Below are 20,212 nucleotides of genomic sequence, written 5' to 3'. Positions count from 1 at the left end.
TCTTAAATAAGCTAGGCTAAATAGCCTAGCTTAAGCAACTTGCTTAGAGAACTAATAAACTAGCATGCTCTATCGATTCATCCTTTTTTTCTGGCTTAGAACAGCAGGAAGAGAAGGCAGAAATAACACTAGCTCCAGCGCGAGTAAAGATTTGCGCAACTAATAAAGGAGTTACGACAGCAGTGATTAATGCCAACGCAACTGTAATTGCAGCACAAGCAACAGCAACAATTGCTGCAGTTCCTGCAACAGCAAGCGCAGTTAATGCCGTTTCTTTTGCATTTTTATTGAAAAGACCAATGGTACCAGCACCACTTGCAACCAGCAAGCTTCCAGCAGCAGTAATTGTGGCTAAAGCAGCAGCGATTGTGGAAAGACCAGCCACAAGGCTGAAAGCTAATGGTGTAGCAATTGGACTAGCTAATGCAGTACCAAAATCCCCGATGCTTTTGTAAGGAGTGAAAAATCCAAATGCGTTTTTCCCGGCTTTAACTAAAATTTCCTTCGCCTGCCCCCTTGCTATTTCACTTTCCTTTTGATCCTCAGAAAATAAATTCCCACCAATCTCTACGTATTGCCCAAAGTTTAATTCTTGTTTGCCTTGCATAGTTTAACTTCCCACTTTGATTTATTTTGCGTCATATTATTCAAAAAAAAGCTATAAATCAAGTTGTGTTTCTTTGTTCGAATTACCTCATAAATAATTTTACCGAATCAAACAATGGAAACAGTCGATCCTGAGAACTAAGAAAGAGATATAAACAATTAAATAAGCATGAAAAAAGGAGGATACTGAAGTAGTAATGGAGCATAAGTAGATCTTACAAAAAACCTACAATTCGTCTACTCAATGAAGCTAAAGTTAGTTAAAATAAAACTTACCTGCTGCATCAACCTGCTAAAAAATCCATAGCAACTGTAAGCTCATATTATTTAGAATAGTTCATCTTCAAACGCATTAAAATAATCACTAATAAATGGAATATTTTTATACTTAGTGTATAATGTTAACACATCGCATTTGAAATGGAGTTCAAAATGGGATACCGCGACGGATTAAAATTCCAATTTACCAAAATGGATGCTTTGCACGCATTAAGTCAACCTGTTTCTTCTTTGCTAGGAATATCAAGTCAAACAGAACAAACCTTAAATAAATTAGGGATTAAAACGGTTTACGATTTAGCAACCTGTTCTTTGTTCCAAGTTGCGCAGGATATTGCTGCTGCTGCAAATGGGGAAGGAAACTCCATTGTTGCTCGTTCCGGAAAGATTTCATCGAGCTTTATTGATTCGGGCGCACCACAAACGCCAGATGCTTTAGTTGGAGCTGAAATCGATGTTTTTAGAGATATTAGCACGACCCTTGCTAATGAAATAAAGAATAACTTGCAAGTTGAAACCATTGGTGATTTAGGTCGATGGCCTCCATTTTGTGCCGCCCAAGTCATATTAAATGTTGGAATTCCAGACTTAAACCAGGAGGAAGAAGAAAAAGGAAGTGAGTTAGTTCCTAAACTAGGCGAATATCCAACGGAACGGCATTATTATCGTTCTGTAGTTATCGATCAGGTTACACCTCAGGAAACAACTGATTTAAACTCTGCAGGCCCAATTGATATCTCCCCCACGGTTTCATCTGATTTTGGTTTTAAAGCACCTGCGGTCGGGGCGATGTTAACCTTTGCTCAATCTTGGTTTGCCCAAGGTGTAACTTTAGGTAATTTATTACATAGTGTCGCTTTAGCTCCGGGTGAAAGTACACGTATTGCTGTCATGGACTGGTCACGACAAGTTAAAGCATCCGGACAAGAAACAATCGCTGAATCAGAAAATTTGACTAATACGTCCACTCATAATCGCGCAATAAGTGAAGTACAGGATGCGGTTGCCTCAGAAGTACAAACTGGCTTTTCAAAAACGAGTGGCAGCTCAACAACTTCAGCAGGCGGTGGCGGCCTAGGATTAAGTTTAGGCCCCTTAACCTTAGGAGGAAGTGGCTCCTCCGCCACATCAAGTTCCAATGCAGAAAGCTTCTCAACTTCATCTGGAACCCGCAATCTTTCTGCAACGATGAATCAACGAGTTTCTGATGCGACACAACAAGCGGCCTCTTCAGTGCGAAATCGCCGAGCCTCAATCGTTAAAGAAGTTTCAGAGGAAGAACATCAATCAGTATCTACGCGAATTATCGCCAACTACAATCATATGCATGCCTTAACGATACAATATTATGAAGTCATTGAAATTTATAGGGTCAATGTACAGTTACAACAAGTGGAGCGTTGTCTTTTTGTACCGATGAAGTTGATCCAATTTGATAAGGCAACGATTAAACGCTATCAAGGAGTACTTGCTAACGCAGCAATAAGCCAACGTGCAAAAGAATTATTAAACAGGGAGTTTGGTTCCGTAATTATTCAACCGACCCGCCCCCTTCGCCCAACACGTTCCGTGTTTGATCGAGTAGCAGCAATCGATCGTATTGCGTCCTTAAACGTTTCTATGCGTATGTCTAGTAACGCAAAAAACCCATCAGAGAATGGAACAGATAACCCTCCGCCTGCAGCGGAACCTACATCGCCGCCTACAGCTCCAGCATCAAGCGAACCTTATTGGGTGAATGATGAGTTAATAAGAGCGTCTCGTATTACCCTAGCAAGCATAACAAAGCCCGGAACAACCAATGTATCCTTACCGGGTGAAACAACGTTTTATGGCGTTTCACTGGATCTTACCGCTCAAAACCGTTCATCCATTTCCATAACTGCCGTGAACGTAGACTTGCAATCCGGTACTATAGTTAAATTAAGCAGCATCAGTCCGATTAACTGGATTGCCAGTGAATCAATTCCAATTCAAGAATTAGCTGCAATTAGGATCACCTCAGCAAATACAAGTTACCTAACAGGACGATTAACCTTACAACTCAGTTACAACAGTGCAAAATTTCCTATTAGTTTACCCGTTGAAATTAGTCCCAATGCAGTAGAATCACAACTTTGCCGCTTTTTAGTCGATCAAGGTGATGAAACTGAATTAGAAATGCATCTTGAACAAAACCGATTGCATTATAGCCAAGCAGTTTGGCGGGCATTGGATCCGTCACAAATTGCGCTCCTTTTATCAGCATATAGCTTCGAAGGCAAACCGATAGGAGATTTAATTGATCCCAATCCCGTCATGGTTGCAAGCAATTATTTGGTATTTCGCATGCCAAGCTTTATTGAAGCAGTAGGGATTGAAACGACTGAATTAGATACAGAAGATGAGTCTCATAAAAGCTGGCGCAGTTGGTTAAAAGATCGCGGTTTAGTATTAGGTGCCAATGCAGCGGTCGAACAGCTTATTCCTATTCCAACTGGAGGTGTTTTTGCCGAAGCAGTACTAGGGCGATCTAATTGTGCAGAACGTCTCGATGCTACACGCTTTTGGAATTGGCAAGATTCACCAATACCTTTACAACCTCCTGAAATTGCAGCGATTCAAATGGAATCTCGCGCTCAACCAATTGATGTTACCCCGGGTCAATTGGGAGCTCCTGTTTTAAATATTATGAATCCTACAACACTTCCTGATCCAACTGGTGTGGGAGCGATATTAAATGCGGTACAAAACGGCAGTATGTTCCGCGATATGGCAGGACTTGCATCAACAGCTGCGTTAGCTCAAGCCTTAGGAAGTAATTCAACCAGTGCAGGTATAGAGGCAGGGAAACAAGCAGCAGCTAATTTAGCTGTTGCAGCCCAAAAAGACATTGAAGAAAAGAAAATCGCTGCACAACTGGCCCTAGCTGCAATGGGATTACCTTCAGCAAATGCCGGCGCAAGTAAAAATATTTCTGAAGGTGGTGCCATATTGAATACCGCGACAGAAATGGATAAGCGTTCACCAAGAACAGCTCCTTCCTCTTCTACAGGTTCAGGAAGTGACGGTTCAACCACCGAAGGTTCGGGCGGTGGTTCTGGAGGAACGAGCGATCCCACTATGCCAGGAGTGCCTGATGAAATTCGTAGCATGTTTGGTGGTAATAGCAGAGCAGATGAAGTACTTTCCAAAATGAACTGGGGAAGTTTAGGTCAATCAGGGGCTTCGATTATTCCAGCCAGTTACTCTGACAAAGGAGGCAGTGGTGGTGGCTCAGGTACTACCACATCCTCTGTTATTAGCTTTGAGCTTGCTTTCTATGCAAGTTTTCCAAAACCATGGGCCACTGAAGCAGACGAGGTCCAAGGTTTAGCGAATAATAAATGGCTTCCTTCAGAGGAAGATTTTGACAGCATTAGTCCTGCTGCAACAAGCGCCAATAATCAAGGCACTAAACCATTTGGTCAAGTCATGACCTCTGTAGAAGATTTAATTAATACCGTAATCTATTTTGCACCACAAGTACCTGGATTTGGCACAACTCACGCATCCACAATAGTACGACTTAATCTGTTCTTATATGCACAAAGTGGAAATGTAGGATTTAAAGGCATTTTAACTACTACTGGAAAATGGGATGCAGTACTTGGCAATGATATTAAATCAGCGGGATTAGATTCAGCTCTGATAACTGCCATTAGTAAAAAATCTGCTACTAAAGCGTTACAAGCGAAACTCAAAAAAGCCTGGGCCTCAAACGCTGAAATTTGGTTATATTCTTGTTCCGATGTTGTTAGCGATGCTTTTGGTAAAAAATTGGCAAAATTACTTGGGGCAAAGATTCGGGCTTTTGATGACCCTTTCTGGGTGTTACCGGCTTTTGATAGCAGTCAACAAAAAATCTTATCCCGAGATGAATTTGGTATTGGTTCTGACTTTGCGGCGGCAACCGCTACCAAAACAAAAGATCTCCACAGTTTAGACTTCTTATCAAAAAGAACATTTAAGCCTTAATCTTCAAATCAAGCTTATCCCTTCAGGGATGAGCTTGATACATCAACTTGTGGCAAAGAAGGATTTAATGGGATCATTTCTCAAGTTCCATTTTACTTTATGCAAGATAAGTAATGTTGAATAAAACCCCATTTGTGTAGAAGTGATTTAATTCCAAACCCTCTCCTATTGTTTGGCCTGAGGCACGACCAAGTTGACTTTTACCCCAATCGGCAAATTCATAACCCACCCCCACTTGCCAATTCTGATTCAAGGCCTTTTGGATTCCAGCGCCCACAGTATAGGTAAAAGCGGTTTGGGTATGAGATGCAAAATTAGGATTAGGTAAGGCTTCAAATATCTTCGGTATATTTCGAAAAGAACGCGCTTCATTAAAACCTACACCAATACTCCCACTCACCCAAGGCATCACTACAAATCCCATGTCTGCCAATAACTTCCCTTTCAAAGCAATATGAGTATGCTGAATTTTATAACTGTAGGTAAAATTATCAAATTCCGGATCAGCATCATCCCAAATGTCTCCTGAAAGACTCGCATTGGTCGTTGCAGCAACCGTCGCTCCTAACTGCCCCCAGAATGTAGGGCTTAATGCTTTTTGCAAACCCAAAAGTATTTCAAAATCCGCAAGTGCATGTGTCGATTTATCCGCGGTATAAGTTTTTTCAATCTCAGGTGCCAAAAAAAAGGTTTGAGTAGCACCCCCGCTTTCCCATACAGGACCAATGCTTAATTCGGCGATATAGTTAAAGTGCGAAACAGATTCCCCCATAGTACCGGCAATTGTGCTACCGCTTAAAATATTCATCAATAAAACTAAATAGCAGTGTTTCCTCATCAAAACTCCTTGCATGAGACAAGTTAACAAACCAATCATCCTAATTTATTCATAGAATGAAATCAAAAAACTTTTTGTAAATAGCCAATTGAAGTTCATTTGGCAGTTCCATAACCCATATAGCAAAATCTATAGGTTCCTAACCCGTCTAATTGATAAAAACTCAGATTAGAACTATGCCTCATCCGAGTTATCGATCTACTGCAATTTTTTTAAAGGGGAAGCACATACATCTATTGTTACGCCACCAGGTATGTTTCCCGGATTATACAGCGCAATATCATTATCTATATTTGCCTGGTTTCCGAAGAACTTATTCGAAGAGACACACGCATGAGCCAAATTCATAGCAAGTGGAATTCCTGCAGAGCCTCCCACCAATATCGCACCGCCCCTATTATCCTCTCCCAATGTTTTTTTCAATGCAGTATTTTTTTCAAAAATATTATCAACAATCCTGGCATTTCCAGAAAACTCCACCGCAATTGCTCCCCCTCCTGGTGCCATAGTCGTTACTGAAGAACTGCCTCCACTAAAGAAATTGGCGATTGAATTAAAGAAGAATAGCGGTGAAACAGTACCGGCAGGTATTCCCTCAATTGAATTATGTAAAAACTTATTATTTGAAATTTGTGCCAATGTCTTTATCGGAGAGGCAAATACAGCATTCGCATAATTAGAAGCAAAAATTCCACCTCCTTCCAACTCTGCTTTGTTATTTGAGAAAATAGATTGTGTTACTGTTGTCTCTATTGAGTCTAAGTAAATTGCCCCACCAACCCCACCAGAATTGTTAGTAAATTCAGAATTCATGATCTTGGCGCGCGAAGCTGGATTAGGAAGTATTCCAAAAACATTAATACCACCGCCTCCAAATGCAGCAGCAACATTATTTATAAATTTTGAGTTTACAACAGTTAAAAAATAAGGGGTGCCATCATTAAAAGGGATGTGGAAAAAAATCGCCCCCCCACCAAAACCGGTAAGTGTCGTTTGATTTTGCATAAACGTCGAATCGGATACTGATAAATTAGTATTAATCACCCCAAGAGCACCGCCGCTTGCGTCGGGTACTGGGCCATTCAAAACATTGCCTTTGAAATTACTTGAAGCAATGGTGATATCACCACCATCTTTACCACGAATCGCTCCACCATTACGAAAAGCAATATTTTGTTCAAATTGACTTGAAGTAATAGTATATGCAGCATCAATCAAATTTTCTAAAGCACCTCCACTACCACCTGGAAATACAGCGAGGTTATTAATAAACTTGGAATTTTTTATAGTAATTGAGGTATCAGTATCTATTGCTGCAACGGCCCCTCCTCCCGAAGCTAATGAAAGAAATTCTCCATCAAGAATTTCAGTCACTGTTGCATTGGAACCATCACTTATATTTTGCTCAAAAAGCATATTACTAAGCTCAATTGTTGAACCATAGCGCGCCAAAAGACCTCCGCCTGCAGCATGTTCATAATCCAAACTCTCGAGTATATTTCTAGGTCCTAAAACCCCTCTATCTGGACCAACTGCATATCCTCCTCGAACAATGAGACTATCAAGTTTAATATTTTTAACCCCTTCTCCTGGGGGAACATCACTTCCAGCCATAAGCACATGCCAAACCCTGTCATTGTTACTATTAACTACATAGGGAGTAAGGCAAGTTGAAGTCATGTCACCACATAAAATAGTGGGAAAAAGCTGGGCATTTCTTTGTCCGCGGCTCGTTTCCTTCCCGGAAAATCCTCCATATATAGCGGTATCACTTGGTACATTAAAAGTTCTTAGTTTAGGAGTATTCACTCCATATGCTCCCCCAACAATTCCTTGTGGCACATAGACTCGAGTGGGTTTATAAACGCCTTGGGCTACCCAGATTTCAACAGAGCCAGGATCTGCATCCGCGGCTTCTAGCGCAGACTCTAAATTATTAAATGCATTGACCCAACTGCTTCCATTACCATTTGCAGGTCTCCTGCCGTTGACATAAAATTTCGTCACTTCACCTTTAGTGATATTCAAGCTGTTAGTAGAGCCTGGTTGATAACATTGCAAGCGATTGCCTTGATTGCAAACCACAGGACCACCTAATATGTTCTTCACTAATTCGGAACCAATCACTTCTAAGGTTAAAGTACACGATTGTTTATATCCTAATGAAAATGGATTCATGCAGTTCCCTGCTCCCGAAGTCACTTGATTGATTCCGATAATAGGACTCATAACCAAAATTTTTGTTTTTTTTGATTGATTGGTAACGGTGTATTTTATCGTAGCCGTTCTTGTTGGGCTTACAGTGACCGTAGGAGGAAAGTTTGCATCAGGGATAAATGTCCACAAAGGACTAGAGGCCTGCTCCATAGTGGTAGAACGAGTATCCGCGATGGCATTATGATTTAGAAAACTCGAGAATATTATGAAATAAAGAGGATATCTTTTCAATTAATGCTCCTTGCAAACAAATTTATCAATTATCAATACTAGAGTCTGTTGGCATTTCATTCGGTCTACTTCCCACGCATAAAGCACAGAACGTAGTCTAATCAAGAAGTTGTCAACAGAGCCTGGGTTTAGTTGAAACTAAGAAATACTCGGCATTTATAATAAATAGTTCCTAATTATCAACCTTCAAAGCAATCTTTTTTATAAAAAAACCGAGTTACGATCGTAGCTAATCCGAGTTAACTTTGCCATGAAAAAATACTCTCAAATTATTTTAAAGTAAGATGGAAGTCTTGAACCATATCTCAAGGAGAAAATCCATCTCTATATTTAAAATGTTCACAAATATGGATGACAATGATATAGGTTGATTGTTTGTTTTTTTTAAAATCCAAGTATGGCTCATATTTGTTGTTGCCCATAGAATCGTTGATAAAAAATTTTGCCTTTCTCGTTTCGTTTTAATTGCCTGATAAGTCATGTATAAATAGAGCCAACTCGGAAATTATTTTCCAAGTGTTGCAGTACTACCGGCAAAAAAACCTGGCAATCCTTTTTGTCGATAAATAATATGCATTGCCTGGATAGGTTTTATAGATTGTTCCTGGCTTGCTATAACGCTCATTTGTACCGTTTTAATATTCTCAATAGGACTGAGCACTAAAGTATCAAAAGTAGATGAAAGCGTGGCTTTAAATACACCACCAACCACCAGAGGAAACTGTAATTTGTCAATTTCTTTTGGCATATGAGTAATCAATAACGGTCGGTAGGCCACTTTGCCTTGTTGACGTATCATGCACGACAAAAATCCTGTTGAAAAATACTTTAAATTAACACCTATAAGCGGAGGATTTTCATTAAAAACTTTCGCGGCATACCTATAAAATAGTACGATTGCCTTCTAAGACGAGACTGAGGCATGTGCCATAGAACTACATATCTGTTTTTCGAAGTGGAATTTCATTGATTCTATTAATGATTTGAATAATTAAATGTAGCAAATTTGCATTGCATTATTTAGTATTGTGTCTGTGCTTTAAAATAAAATGAAATTAGAAACGCTGCATTGCATTATACAAAATGAATGCAGTGCCATAATTGTCGTACCAATTGAGCAACCCAGCCCATTTTTTAGAATGGCATTTCTTATTGTTGCGTTTATTACTACTAAAAGGGAACATTAGAGTGAAAATGAATCAATTCCAATTAGCAAGCACTTTGTTTTTAATGATGAGTCCAGTCTTTGCAAATAATCCGGTCCTTCATTCTTTAGACCAACCATTTCCCAAACAGAGTTCCACCTTGGGAGGAAGTGTCACTTCAACCTATATTTTTACCAATAATCTTCCCTTTGCTTTTACAAAGCCATTCCGAGTAATACCAATACTGTGTCCATCTCCTAATCAAGCCTGTACTGCTACCGAAGCAGAATTTAAATACAACGATCGATGTTCTGGTAAAAAATTAAAACCTAAAGAAAGCTGCACCTATAGCATTACCCTAACCCCTAATAGCATTGGCCGAAAAACTGTTTTGGTGGCTTACAGCGGGTACGACAATAACGTAGTACACGTTCAACCCGCATTAACAACGACCGCATCTGCAACTCCAGCAGGCCTTCTTGGCACAGCCGATTTTCCTACTGCCCATCCATTACCAAGTCAAGCATTTACAAACTCCAATTATGCTGTAACGTTTACGTTCAAAAACTATGATGCTTCGGCAACCAGTTTTACACAAAAAATCACTCAAAATAATAATTCGCTCCATCCTAATTTCTCAATTACGAGCAATAGCTGTGTTCCATCGGGAACAACGGGAACCTTAGCAAGCGGCGAACAATGCAGTATTGCCGGCACATTCAGTTCACCTACGAATGGCACGTTTACTCTGGCAGCTGAATTAATTGGAAATCTAAGTTCTAATAAACTCACTACATCAACCACCGTACAATCTTTCTCATTCAATAAACTAATTGGTGTTGATTATAATCCTAATCATTATACGAGTAACTATCCATTCAATTTTCACGATGTGTTTTATACAGGAACACCCAATAACGCAACAGCTACCAATGTCTACGCAGAACTACAACAATTGCAAAATGCAGGATTTACAACGGTTCGTTCCTATCAAACAGAACCGTATAGTTGGATAGATATTATTAAACAAGCTAACATTTTGGGAATGAAAGTTATTTATGAGGCAGTCATCCCCCAGCAGCCAAATGACACCATTTATCCAAAGTGCCCATTTGGCGCCCAAGATTATATTCCATGTGCACAAGCCACATTAAATTCTGTGATTCAGGCAGTGACGCCTTCAGTATTTAATAAAACCGTCATTCTTGTCTTTGCAGGACACGAAAATTATTGTAGTGCAGGCGATACAATTCCTCCCTGTACCGGAACCTCGAATATTAATTATTTAACTAGTGCTGTTTCTGCTTTGAAAACAACATTAGCGACACACAGTTTGACAACTCCTGTAGGCTCTGCAGTCGTCAGTGGAAATTTTGTTACCCCAAGCCCTGTAATTTCTGCAGATATGATAAAATTAATTAATTCCTATTCCTCTACTGCCCCCTTGGCTTTTGATCCATACCCTTTTCAATTTGGAGTATTACCAGCAACTACAGCCGTATGGACGCCTCCATTAAGTTCAACGATACAGCATATTAATTCACTAGCATGGGACTACATCCAAGTTGTAGGTTCGACTAACCCACCAGCACTACCCAAAGCTAATCCAAAGCCATTTTATACCCCTGGGCGTGTGTTGTTGGCAGCAGAAACAGGATGGGCAACAGCAGGAACTACTACAGGATATGCATGTAATTCCCCTGGGCCATGTCAACCATCCGTAGCAAATGCTACTGCATACTTCAAAACCCTTTATCAGTTGAATACAAGTAATTTTATAAAATCATCTGGATATAATATAGGAGTTCTTGCATTCGAAGCTTATGATGAGCCAACAAAAGCAGGACCTACAGCAGAACAAAATTACGGTCTTTTTAATTCGAATTGTGTTCAAAAAGGAGCTGGTCTTGTTCCTAACAATGCTATAGTATCCGCAAAAGGATGCCAAGGATTTACCAGTGGCACACTACTGAACATATTTGGTACTACTCCCCCAGATCAGGCATCGTTTAAGGTGCAAATTACTTATCCATCAGGACAACATCCAACGATTAACGTGACGATACCTGCTAATTCCGGTACCGACCCCAATATCAGCGCAGTGACACCATGGCCACAATTTTTAATTTATAAAGGAGCCAAGATTACTGTTTCTTCGACTACCAGTACACAATCTTGCACCACGACAGCTCTCGAAGTTACGCCATCTCCCGCCTCAATCACTTTTGGATCAGTAAAGTGCAAAAATCCCCCTCCCAGCAATATGAGCTGTGTCGGTCTAGATTGCCAATTATCTAATCCTTTTTAAATGTATTTTGACCAAAATATATTTTCTTATAGCAATACAATGTTGGGCCATTGGCCCAACCAAGCCATTTGAACATAGTCTTTCGGTTCGTTCTAAACCGACTTTTAGCGAAATCTACCATCCCATCGAATGATCAAAATGACATCATGATGAGTTAAAATTTGACTACACATCACAAAATATTATATTATTAGGCCACTTTGATTAAATTAGCGACATTTGTACCTGAGATAATATTATGAGAGCCAAATTTTTTAACAAAAAACCTATTCCGAAAACCAGCCAAAATGCTTTTGCATTATTAAACTCTGATACTCTGAGTACTGTTGGAACAATTCTCTCTAATTTTATTCATCTGATTAATATTGAAAAAAGTGTTTTGACTCATCCGAATTCGGCAATATCTGATAATCAAAAGTTCCTTAAGGAATTAGAAGCTGGTTTTAATAAGCTGCGAAATGCTCTTGAGCATGGAAAACCGTATCGATCTTTATTTAACGACGTTTGTAAATTAAAAGAAGGGCTTGAAGTAATTTTTGGATATTACCAAACTCAGATTGAACTCTGCCAGCCAATTGCAAAGGATTATCTAAGAAAAATTCGAAGTGAAGATAGTGAGGTTGCAACGTTATTACATAAAATTGCTTATACAGAAAAGCAATATGCGTTTCACCCCAAGGAATCAAAAATAATAAAAAAACACATCATTAATGTCACCGCTCAAGATGTTATGGAGCAGGATATGACAACTATTCGAGAAATTGTTCAACAGTCTCTTTCTGTTGATCATCAAGATGAATCAGAAAATTCATGTATCAGATCTTTGTAATTGGTAATCTGATTTGATTGATGGATAAATTGCTCATGACAAAGTAATTCGATTTTCTTTGTCATGAGGATTTTGGTTTCAAAATTAGCTCACATTAAACTAAAGTTACACCTATAGCGATCACGATAATTATCAACACGCACTATAGTTTTGCAGAATCAATATCTTTAATTTCCTTCTATATTTTATCAGCTTTTTCTATATTTGATAATTCACGTCGTTACGGTATTCATGCAGTTAAATTTGGTTTCAACGAAGTGTCTTGTTACTTCATAATGAACTGTTTTGCTGCTTAGGTCCGCCTGGCGTAATTGATTTATAAGTGTTTCATTGTGACGAAAACTATCCACCCATTTTTTGAGCCTTTTTAGACGCCATATATGTTTATAAATTTTCTTATTCTTGATCTCTTTTATAACAATAATCTTAGGCAACTTAAAGGGCAGGAACTCTTCGTTGAGAATAAGTATTGCCATTACCCAGCGTAGCGAAAGGAATGAAGGGTAAAAGTCGCCACTGCGGTGACTGATATTTTTTAAAACAGTTCCTGTTTTATCTGTAAATTTTATATTTCCAGCGGTCAAACAGCATGCAGTCTCAAGAGGCTCACCGGTCATTTGAAAATGTTTCGGTGCTATATTATGAGGGCGAGTTTCAAAAGCGAACCACAACTTACCTTCCATATCTACTAAAAAGCGAAAAATGGTTTCTTCTTCTTGTGCCAGCAGTTGTTTTAAAGTAGATAAAGACTTTATAGAAAAAGAATTAGCTTCACAATTAACAGCTGTTTTTCCTGCATAAAAAATATTTGCTGGATCTGGCGGACTTGAGAAGAACTCTTTATCTAGTTGGGTTGAAAATTTAATCATATATTTCATTAAGATAATAGGGCGTTAATAACATGAATCATAACAAACAAATAGGCACCGTCAAATGAATAAATTCAAGGTAAAAATAGCAATAGCTTGCAGAACCAAAAATTCGAACGTTTTAGGCATAAAAGGATTGCAAATTTAATGTAACTCGATAACATAATCTACAAAAAATTAACAAAGGAGTGTCATGAAACTTGCACTATTTACCACCGCTTTATTAGCTGCTGGATCCGTGTCTGCCTCGACTGCAGTTAATGGCTGGTATGCCACCGGTTTTGGAGGTTACACTTACGCCCCCTCAAATGTTGAAAGGCTTTATTATGGTTACTTGCTCTCTGATGTGCATTATCGCTGGGGCTATAATGCTGGTGGCGGCATTGGATACCAAAGTGATCCTGTTCGGTATGAATTTCAATATACTTACTTATATGTTGATACGAATCAATATAGTGTGAATCATAAAAAAGCATTGGATATCGATGGTGGTACTAAAGCAAATATTCTTATGGCAAATCTTTATTATGATTTTCCTGAAATGCTGGGTAAAATTTCCCCCTTTCTTGGAGTGGGTATTGGTTACTCCTTTATGCATGCCACTTTAAACAGTACAAGCCGTTTCAAAAAGCCTCATTTTAACACAGACCTGGACTCTTTTGCTTATCAAGGAACTGCTGGGTTGACTTATAATTTTAAGAAACATTTTGCAATCAATGCGGCCTATCGCTATACAGCAACAACCAATAAGGGTAACTGGGGCAAAACCCTGCAGGCACAAATGGGTAATCTTGGAGTAATCTATCGTTTTGATATAGGCAGTTATAAATAGAGATTTTTTATTTAAATTGATTTAAAATTGGGCATTTCTGAATGTCGCGGACAACCCGCGACATGTAAGAAAAGCCCCCTACTACATATAAGAAAACTCTGGTTCATGGCGATGATCAGCCAAAAATGATTTTTGCACGATTTGACCAATTTTTTCTATATCTTCCTTCATGATAGAAGGTGCACAAAAATTAATGGAGTACTTGGTTAAGACTTTTGAGTCTTGTTCATCAAGTAAGGAGGTATCTTCAGCTGCAATTGAAGATGCTAAAATCGCAAGGTCGCTGTCTCTATATTGAGTATTTCTTAGATACTCTCTCACAATTGGCTGATTTCTTTTAATCTGAGATTGATAATATCCTAGAATTACCTGTAGATCCTCTTTTAATCTACAAACATCACCGTAAAAAGATTGATAAGGTTTACCTTCATTTACCGCATCTTTTAGTCTTTTCAAACGCTCGTCTAGCCCATTGATGAATTCTTTATTATCACTTATCCTTCCATTAGAAAGAGCGTGAGAATTTAGAACACTTTTTTCAGTGTTAACCAACTGCTTAAAATGAAATACAATTTTTTCAATATTGGATAAATCATCAAAACTGGCCAAAATATCAAAGGCTTCTTGGCTAGTTTTTGGAATGCTTTGTTTTTTAAAAAACGATAATAACTTGGCCTGCATAGTAAATCTCTCCGAGAAATGACTTTTTCTTAATCAAAGTGGATATATTTTAATATGATCAGCGCAATTAGTCAACTATTAGCCATATTGATCCATTTTTAATCAACTATAATTTGGGTAATAGACAATAACTAAAAAATGATTTGAACGGATGATAGCCTCTTTCTTCGCACTGATTTACTGCTTTTGTTAAGATAATGAATCGATACATGCATGGACTTTTTCTGAATAAGATGAAGTTCATCATACTTCATAAATAACTGAGTTCATTGAAGTAAGTGCTCCCTAATTACTTGGGATATGCTAAAAAGTTTTTCCTCCTAACCCATAATAAATATTGGGGGTTTGCAACTCATTTTTTTGTTTCAATTCAGTTATGTGTTGAATTGCCTGAATTTTTTGTGGACCATAGTCCATTAACTTAAGCGATACTTGATTTGCTGAACCAATTCGCATTAATTGTGCCTCACAAAAATTTAAATTTTTAATTACCGGGCCTGTAAGGATAATTTTTTTATCCAAATACTTTGTTAAATTTAAATCTGAATTGTTAAATTCTTCTTCTACCTCTTTTCTAGTGCATTTAATGGCACAAATAACGGAACGAGGCAATACACGATATGCCAATGCTTCATAAGCATAAAGTGGCCAACCTGCACTAACAGGCATTGAAAAATTAAAAAACTCATTGATATTTCTTGCCTGAACCGTTTGAAGTCCATTTAAATCAACAACAATTTCCTTATTGTCAGCTGGAGTATTTGGATTCTTTGATAAACTGACTTCTCCCTTTGAGCCGACATATTCAATTTGCGTAAGATCTGGAAGCGCAATTGCATAAATATAAGTATCATCATTATTGAGGGGAAAAATAGCAGCACTCTCAAATTTGGTACTCATACAGACGCAGACCGCGGGATCCGCATCCACAGCCCGGTTATTAATTCCTCGATCATTATCATATCCTCTATATTGAATTGCTTCTCTCCACCAATCTGCTTCAAACTCTTTAATTCTCGGAGAAAATCCTTCTTTAAAAATGAATTCTGGTGGTCGCTTATCCGAGCGATAGTAAACTCGTCCTTGTGCATTTAATTCATTTTCTTTATTAAGATTATTGGTAAAAAACATCACGATTCCTTGACCATAAATATAATGATTTTTGCCCTTCATAATGAGAATACGCTTAAATAATTATAACTACTAGTAAAAATCATTTCTCGATGACCAATAAAATCTTCTCTCCAATTATGAACAATTGAAATTATATATTTGCTTATTGAATAAAAAATTTACTTGGATACAATAGCTATTTTTTCGGATATCCATCATGGGATTTTACTTTAATACGTACAGACAAGAAGAAGGTGATAGGGCTTACAACGAGCAAAGATATGAGGATGCCCTCACTCATTACTCAGAAGCATTAAAAACATTGCATATGCATGCTGCTACTCAAACAACACGGCACATTGATTTTTATGATGCATTGGTTTATGTACTCTCCGAAATTTTAACAACCAAACTGTTCATTATTCAGCGTGAAGCCCAAAATGCAAATTTTGCTGTCGTTATAAGCCATTGGCAGGATATTCCCGGCTTGTTGCATGAAATGAAACTTACTCATAAAGAGCATCTTAAAACATCCAAGCACGCCTTTAGTAACAAAGAAAAAGTAATTTCAAAAGTACACTCATTACTTGCAAAAATTTGTGAAGAGGTAAGTGACGAGTTGGTAGATCAATTAGAAGAAGATGATGCTGAAGTAAATCTTCAAGTACTTACACAATCCATTGAGTGGATGAAGAGAGCCATACATTTTCAGGTAAAAACAGAAGGAGCTACTAAGCTATCAAGCAGCCTGGGATATTTAAATTTACTTGAGCGCCTCTATAAAAGAACACAAGATGGAACTCATATTCGAGTAATGTCCGAGTATATTATTGAACATAATCTCTTGGAAAAAACAATGAAATCGCCCTTACGGAAACTAGAACTACTAAGCTATGTTGCAAGAGTGGCGCTTTTTAATCATCAAGATATTAGTGAACTTACTCTTGAATGTAAAACACTCTATGATTTAGTTCCTGAAGATGAACGAGACAATCCCATCCTGGACGATCTCCAGAGTTTACTTCATCTAATACCTCAAAAAGATGGAGAGGAAGATGATTATGAAGTGGAAAATAATGATCCAGAGGTTATGGATGATACAAATTTTACATTGGGCAGCTTAGAAGACCTCTCGGTTGACTCCATCACATTAGATCAGATCGATGAACGTGCCTGTCCTGTCGATATGTTGGCAGAGCTTCAAAGTTTAAGCTCCGAAACCACTGAGGGAAGTACATTACCCTCATCATCAACGAATCCATTGTCCTCGGATCAGGAAATGGCATATAGCTCTTCGTTTAGTGGTCAGAGTTTTTGGCAAACGGCACTACCAACTATTTTTAGCTCCCCTTCTCAAGTGCAATCATTAGAAAATGAAGTTCCCCATAGCAGAGCTCTTCAGCAGGGACTGGAAAAAATAACCACCCACTCAGAGAATCCAAGATTTATAGCAAATTTACTCTCTCTGGTAGCAGATTTCTTCAATAAATACAAAGCGCGTTACGTTCAAAAACAAAATGCGATTGTGTTAGCCCATGATCTATATCAAAAGGTATTTAAAATAGATCCTCAGCATCACAGAGCCAGTGAAAAATTGAAAGATATACGCACTCAACACCTAAGATTGATTAGCTCATATCAATTCTATAGTCATCGACCTCAAAGTCCTATACCAACTGTTACTGCTAGAATTTCAGAAGCAAAACATTGTTTTAGTCAGGCACTTGAAGAGTTAATAATTCAGTTAGAAAGCCTATTAATGAATCAGCCGGCTAAACTTCGAATAACAATTGACGAATTAGCCTGCTTTATTGGGGAGCAGCTATCTAAAGGCGCAATCACCGCCAACCCAAGTCCTGAAATAGGGCAAATGCTGAAGAGCGCTTTTGAGGAGGAGCTTAAGAACTCAGCGCATTCAGCATCCAGGCCAGAAAATTATTAGAGCTGTTCTACATTCATATTTTGGAGTGCAGCTTCAAAATATGAATCACTATGAATTTTGGCTGTAGGCTTTTACTTTATCTTTACCGGCCTGTTTCGCCGCGTAAAGAGCATGGTCAGCAGCCTTGATTATCTCGTCAATAGTAGCGCCATGTTTTGGTGCTTCTGCTACGCCAATTGAAATAGTAATGTTATCCAGGGGATTACCTTTAAAATATATGGATATCGTTTTTATCTTTTCGCGAAGTGCATCCATTTTACTCATAGCATTGTTCAAAGTTGCATTCAACAATACAACAACAAACTCTTCGCCACCGAAGCGAAAAGAAATATCACTTTCCCGGAAATTATCCTTCAATAATTTCCCGATTGTCTTAAGTAACTCATCTCCCGCTAAATGGCTGTAAATATCATTAAATTTCTTGAAGTTATCGATATCTAGCATCGCAACACATAATGTATTTTTATCTCGAGCAATGCGAATTAATTCCCGCGATAAAATATCATTTAAATAACGTCGATTATATAAATTAGTTAATGGATCATGTAATGATAATTCACTCAATGATATGCGCAAATTAATATTAGCAATGGCAAGCTTCACAATATTACCAAATGAATTGGCCATGTCTTGTTGGTGTTGTGTTAATTTTTTACCTTTTGGTGCAAGTAGATGGATAGCACCAATTAATTCATTTTGAACCATGAGCGGTAATGCCATATACCCTCCTTGAGGAGGAGTCTTATAATGGGAACAAGGAACTGATTTATTCGGATCATCAACCACGTTGGTAGTCGCTTCACGAATTGAAAAACAATCGATGGGAAGGAAAGTCTTTGGCATTAATTGTTCTTTTCCCCATTGAACTACAGTTTCCATTTGATTCACTCCCTTATTGTAAACCGACAAGCCGCCGCTTAAATCAGGGAATAAATCTTGTGCAATTAAATTAATTCGTGGATAAGCCTCTTCTGTCGTAATACAAATTTGCAATGAACGATTTAATTTATTTAATAAGCTCTCATCATGCTCCAATAACTTCAATTCATTTAAAGTTCCCATCGTTTTCTCGTTCAGCTCTCTCATTTTTTCTTCATTTTGAATTCGATCACTGACGTCTTTCATTTGCACAATAAAATTAATCGGCTCCCCATGCTCATCACGAATTAACGTTGCACTGACCATCACCCAAATAATACTGCCATCTTTTCGAATATAACGTTTTTCCATATGCGAAATACGCAATTCGCCTTGCAGAAGTTTACTCATGGCATCTTGAGTCATAGACACATCATCAACATAAGTAATATCCATCATATTTTTACCATGTAATTCCTCACCACTGTAACCCAAAATCTCTTGCAGTGTACGATTAGCATGGATGCATTTACCTTCAGGTGAAACAATGGCCATACCAATAGGTGCATTTTCAATGGTATTGCGAAAGCTCTCTTCACTATGTCTTAAATCGGATAAAAGATTTGAGCTGTATATTTCCAGATAGATTGATCTCATTAAAAATTGATTTACTTCTGCAGTGCTATAAATCACGATAAGAGCATAAAGCAAAATCGCCATAAATAAGATTACAGATAATGAAGGGGTAATGGAAACTGATAAAAAAATCAGGAGCAGCCATATTGGTGCCATGAACGCAATATAAGCATTATAAATGGTTAGCAATTTAGCCGCCGGTGCTCCAAGCAATCCGATCAAATAGACGAAAATGCCCATGCGATGAAGAGGATCATCTATACAGAGGAACAACAATCCTCCTAAAGCCCATAAAATACCCGAAAGAAGATTATTAATTACAAAATATTTTTTCCAAAAAGAGGGATGCAATACCCCCCCTTCTTTTGTTTCCCGATGATAACGAAATAAAAATAGCCCTCTTAATAATTGATTGAAAACAACCATCGTTAGTACCCAAATCACTACCAGAAGTTTATTATTCACTTGCACCCAAATGATTAAAGCAAAAATGATGGTTGCAAAAAAATCCGCAATAACTAGAACGTAAAATTTTTTATATGATTCGGTTATAAGCTTATTTTCTATTTCAGAGCTCGTAACACCCGGAAAGTCCATTAAAGAATCCTTCTGAAAAGTTCGGCAGCTTATTAAGATAATAGTATTTATTCGTGGAATATCCAGAATGCTCCTTAATATCCCTAAAGTGTATCTTTACGATTTTGTTATATAAATTGACGATTATGAAATAATGTCTTAACTTGGACAGGACTTACGAAAAATCTCAAGGTCGAGGCAAAAAATGTTTTTAATGAGGGAGTTTAGATAGGCTAAATGACCGAATTAAAAACAT

13 protein-coding genes are annotated in these 20,212 nt (G+C 38.0%); 5 read left to right on the top strand and 8 right to left on the bottom strand.

From position 1 onward, the window contains the following. Positions 1 to 43 precede the first annotated feature (43 nt). Positions 44 to 607, bottom strand: coding sequence for a hypothetical protein (locus ELY20_RS05815; RefSeq protein ID WP_110143991.1), 564 nt, complete (start codon positions 605 to 607; stop codon positions 44 to 46). 431 nt (positions 608 to 1,038) lie between these two features. Here ELY20_RS05815 and ELY20_RS05810 point away from each other — a divergent pair, with 431 nt between their 5' ends. Continuing rightward, positions 1,039 to 4,881, top strand: a complete 3,843-nt coding sequence (locus tag ELY20_RS05810; protein WP_110143990.1) for a hypothetical protein — start codon at positions 1,039 to 1,041, stop codon at positions 4,879 to 4,881. Positions 4,882 to 4,978: 97 nt separating this feature from the next. Here ELY20_RS05810 and ELY20_RS05805 read toward each other — a convergent pair whose 3' ends face one another. The 3 genes from ELY20_RS05805 to ELY20_RS16970 form a co-directional block, all read right to left on the bottom strand. Beyond that, a complete protein-coding gene (locus ELY20_RS05805; protein WP_110143989.1) occupies positions 4,979 to 5,719 on the bottom strand; it encodes an outer membrane protein in 741 nt (246 codons plus the stop codon). A gap of 198 nt (positions 5,720 to 5,917) precedes the next feature. Further along, positions 5,918 to 8,167 (bottom strand): hypothetical protein, encoded by a 2,250-nt coding sequence (locus ELY20_RS05800; protein ID WP_110143988.1) that lies wholly within the window; start codon positions 8,165 to 8,167, stop codon positions 5,918 to 5,920. A gap of 505 nt (positions 8,168 to 8,672) precedes the next feature. After that, positions 8,673 to 8,966 carry an MC/SLC25 family protein gene (locus ELY20_RS16970; protein ID WP_233590506.1) on the bottom strand — a complete coding sequence of 98 codons (294 nt, stop codon included), beginning with the start codon at positions 8,964 to 8,966 and terminating at the stop codon, positions 8,673 to 8,675. A 395-nt stretch (positions 8,967 to 9,361) separates the two neighbouring features. Here ELY20_RS16970 and ELY20_RS05790 point away from each other — a divergent pair, with 395 nt between their 5' ends. Together ELY20_RS05790 and ELY20_RS05785 are read left to right on the top strand one after the other, a co-directional pair. Beyond that, positions 9,362 to 11,620, top strand: a complete 2,259-nt coding sequence (locus ELY20_RS05790) for a hypothetical protein (protein ID WP_110143987.1) — start codon at positions 9,362 to 9,364, stop codon at positions 11,618 to 11,620. A gap of 238 nt (positions 11,621 to 11,858) precedes the next feature. Then, the gene (locus tag ELY20_RS05785) at positions 11,859 to 12,449 is read left to right on the top strand and encodes a hypothetical protein (RefSeq protein ID WP_110143986.1); all 591 of its coding nucleotides are present in this window, start codon (positions 11,859 to 11,861) and stop codon (positions 12,447 to 12,449) included. Positions 12,450 to 12,661: 212 nt separating this feature from the next. Here the strand turns inward: ELY20_RS05785 and ELY20_RS05780 are convergent, their stop codons facing one another. Further along, complete coding sequence (locus tag ELY20_RS05780; protein ID WP_199739252.1) at positions 12,662 to 13,318, bottom strand: hypothetical protein; 657 nt, start codon at positions 13,316 to 13,318, stop codon at positions 12,662 to 12,664. 193 nt (positions 13,319 to 13,511) lie between these two features. On the opposite strand from ELY20_RS05780, the gene ELY20_RS05775 reads away from it, so the two are divergent. Further along, positions 13,512 to 14,150, top strand: coding sequence for an outer membrane protein (locus ELY20_RS05775; RefSeq protein ID WP_110143985.1), 639 nt, complete (start codon positions 13,512 to 13,514; stop codon positions 14,148 to 14,150). An 81-nt stretch (positions 14,151 to 14,231) separates the two neighbouring features. On the opposite strand, the gene ELY20_RS05770 is transcribed toward ELY20_RS05775, so the two are convergent. Together ELY20_RS05770 and ELY20_RS05765 are read right to left on the bottom strand one after the other, a co-directional pair. Further along, complete coding sequence (locus ELY20_RS05770; protein WP_110143984.1) at positions 14,232 to 14,831, bottom strand: hypothetical protein; 600 nt, start codon at positions 14,829 to 14,831, stop codon at positions 14,232 to 14,234. 303 nt (positions 14,832 to 15,134) lie between these two features. Continuing rightward, positions 15,135 to 15,962, bottom strand: coding sequence for a hypothetical protein (locus ELY20_RS05765; RefSeq protein ID WP_110143983.1), 828 nt, complete (start codon positions 15,960 to 15,962; stop codon positions 15,135 to 15,137). Positions 15,963 to 16,161: 199 nt separating this feature from the next. On the opposite strand from ELY20_RS05765, the gene ELY20_RS05760 reads away from it, so the two are divergent. Then, positions 16,162 to 17,886: a hypothetical protein gene (locus tag ELY20_RS05760; RefSeq protein ID WP_110143982.1), complete on the top strand. Its 1,725-nt coding sequence runs from the start codon at positions 16,162 to 16,164 to the stop codon at positions 17,884 to 17,886. Between the two features lie 48 nt (positions 17,887 to 17,934). Here the strand turns inward: ELY20_RS05760 and ELY20_RS05755 are convergent, their stop codons facing one another. Next, complete coding sequence (locus ELY20_RS05755; protein ID WP_110143981.1) at positions 17,935 to 19,977, bottom strand: GGDEF domain-containing protein; 2,043 nt, start codon at positions 19,975 to 19,977, stop codon at positions 17,935 to 17,937. Positions 19,978 to 20,212: the final 235 nt, after the last annotated feature.

This window comes from Legionella qingyii (assembly GCF_003990155.1).
GTDB classification, from domain to species: Bacteria; Pseudomonadota; Gammaproteobacteria; order Legionellales; family Legionellaceae; genus Legionella; species Legionella qingyii.
The sequence above is the reverse complement of the archived record's forward strand: the minus strand, read 5'-3'. Positions and strand labels throughout refer to the sequence as shown.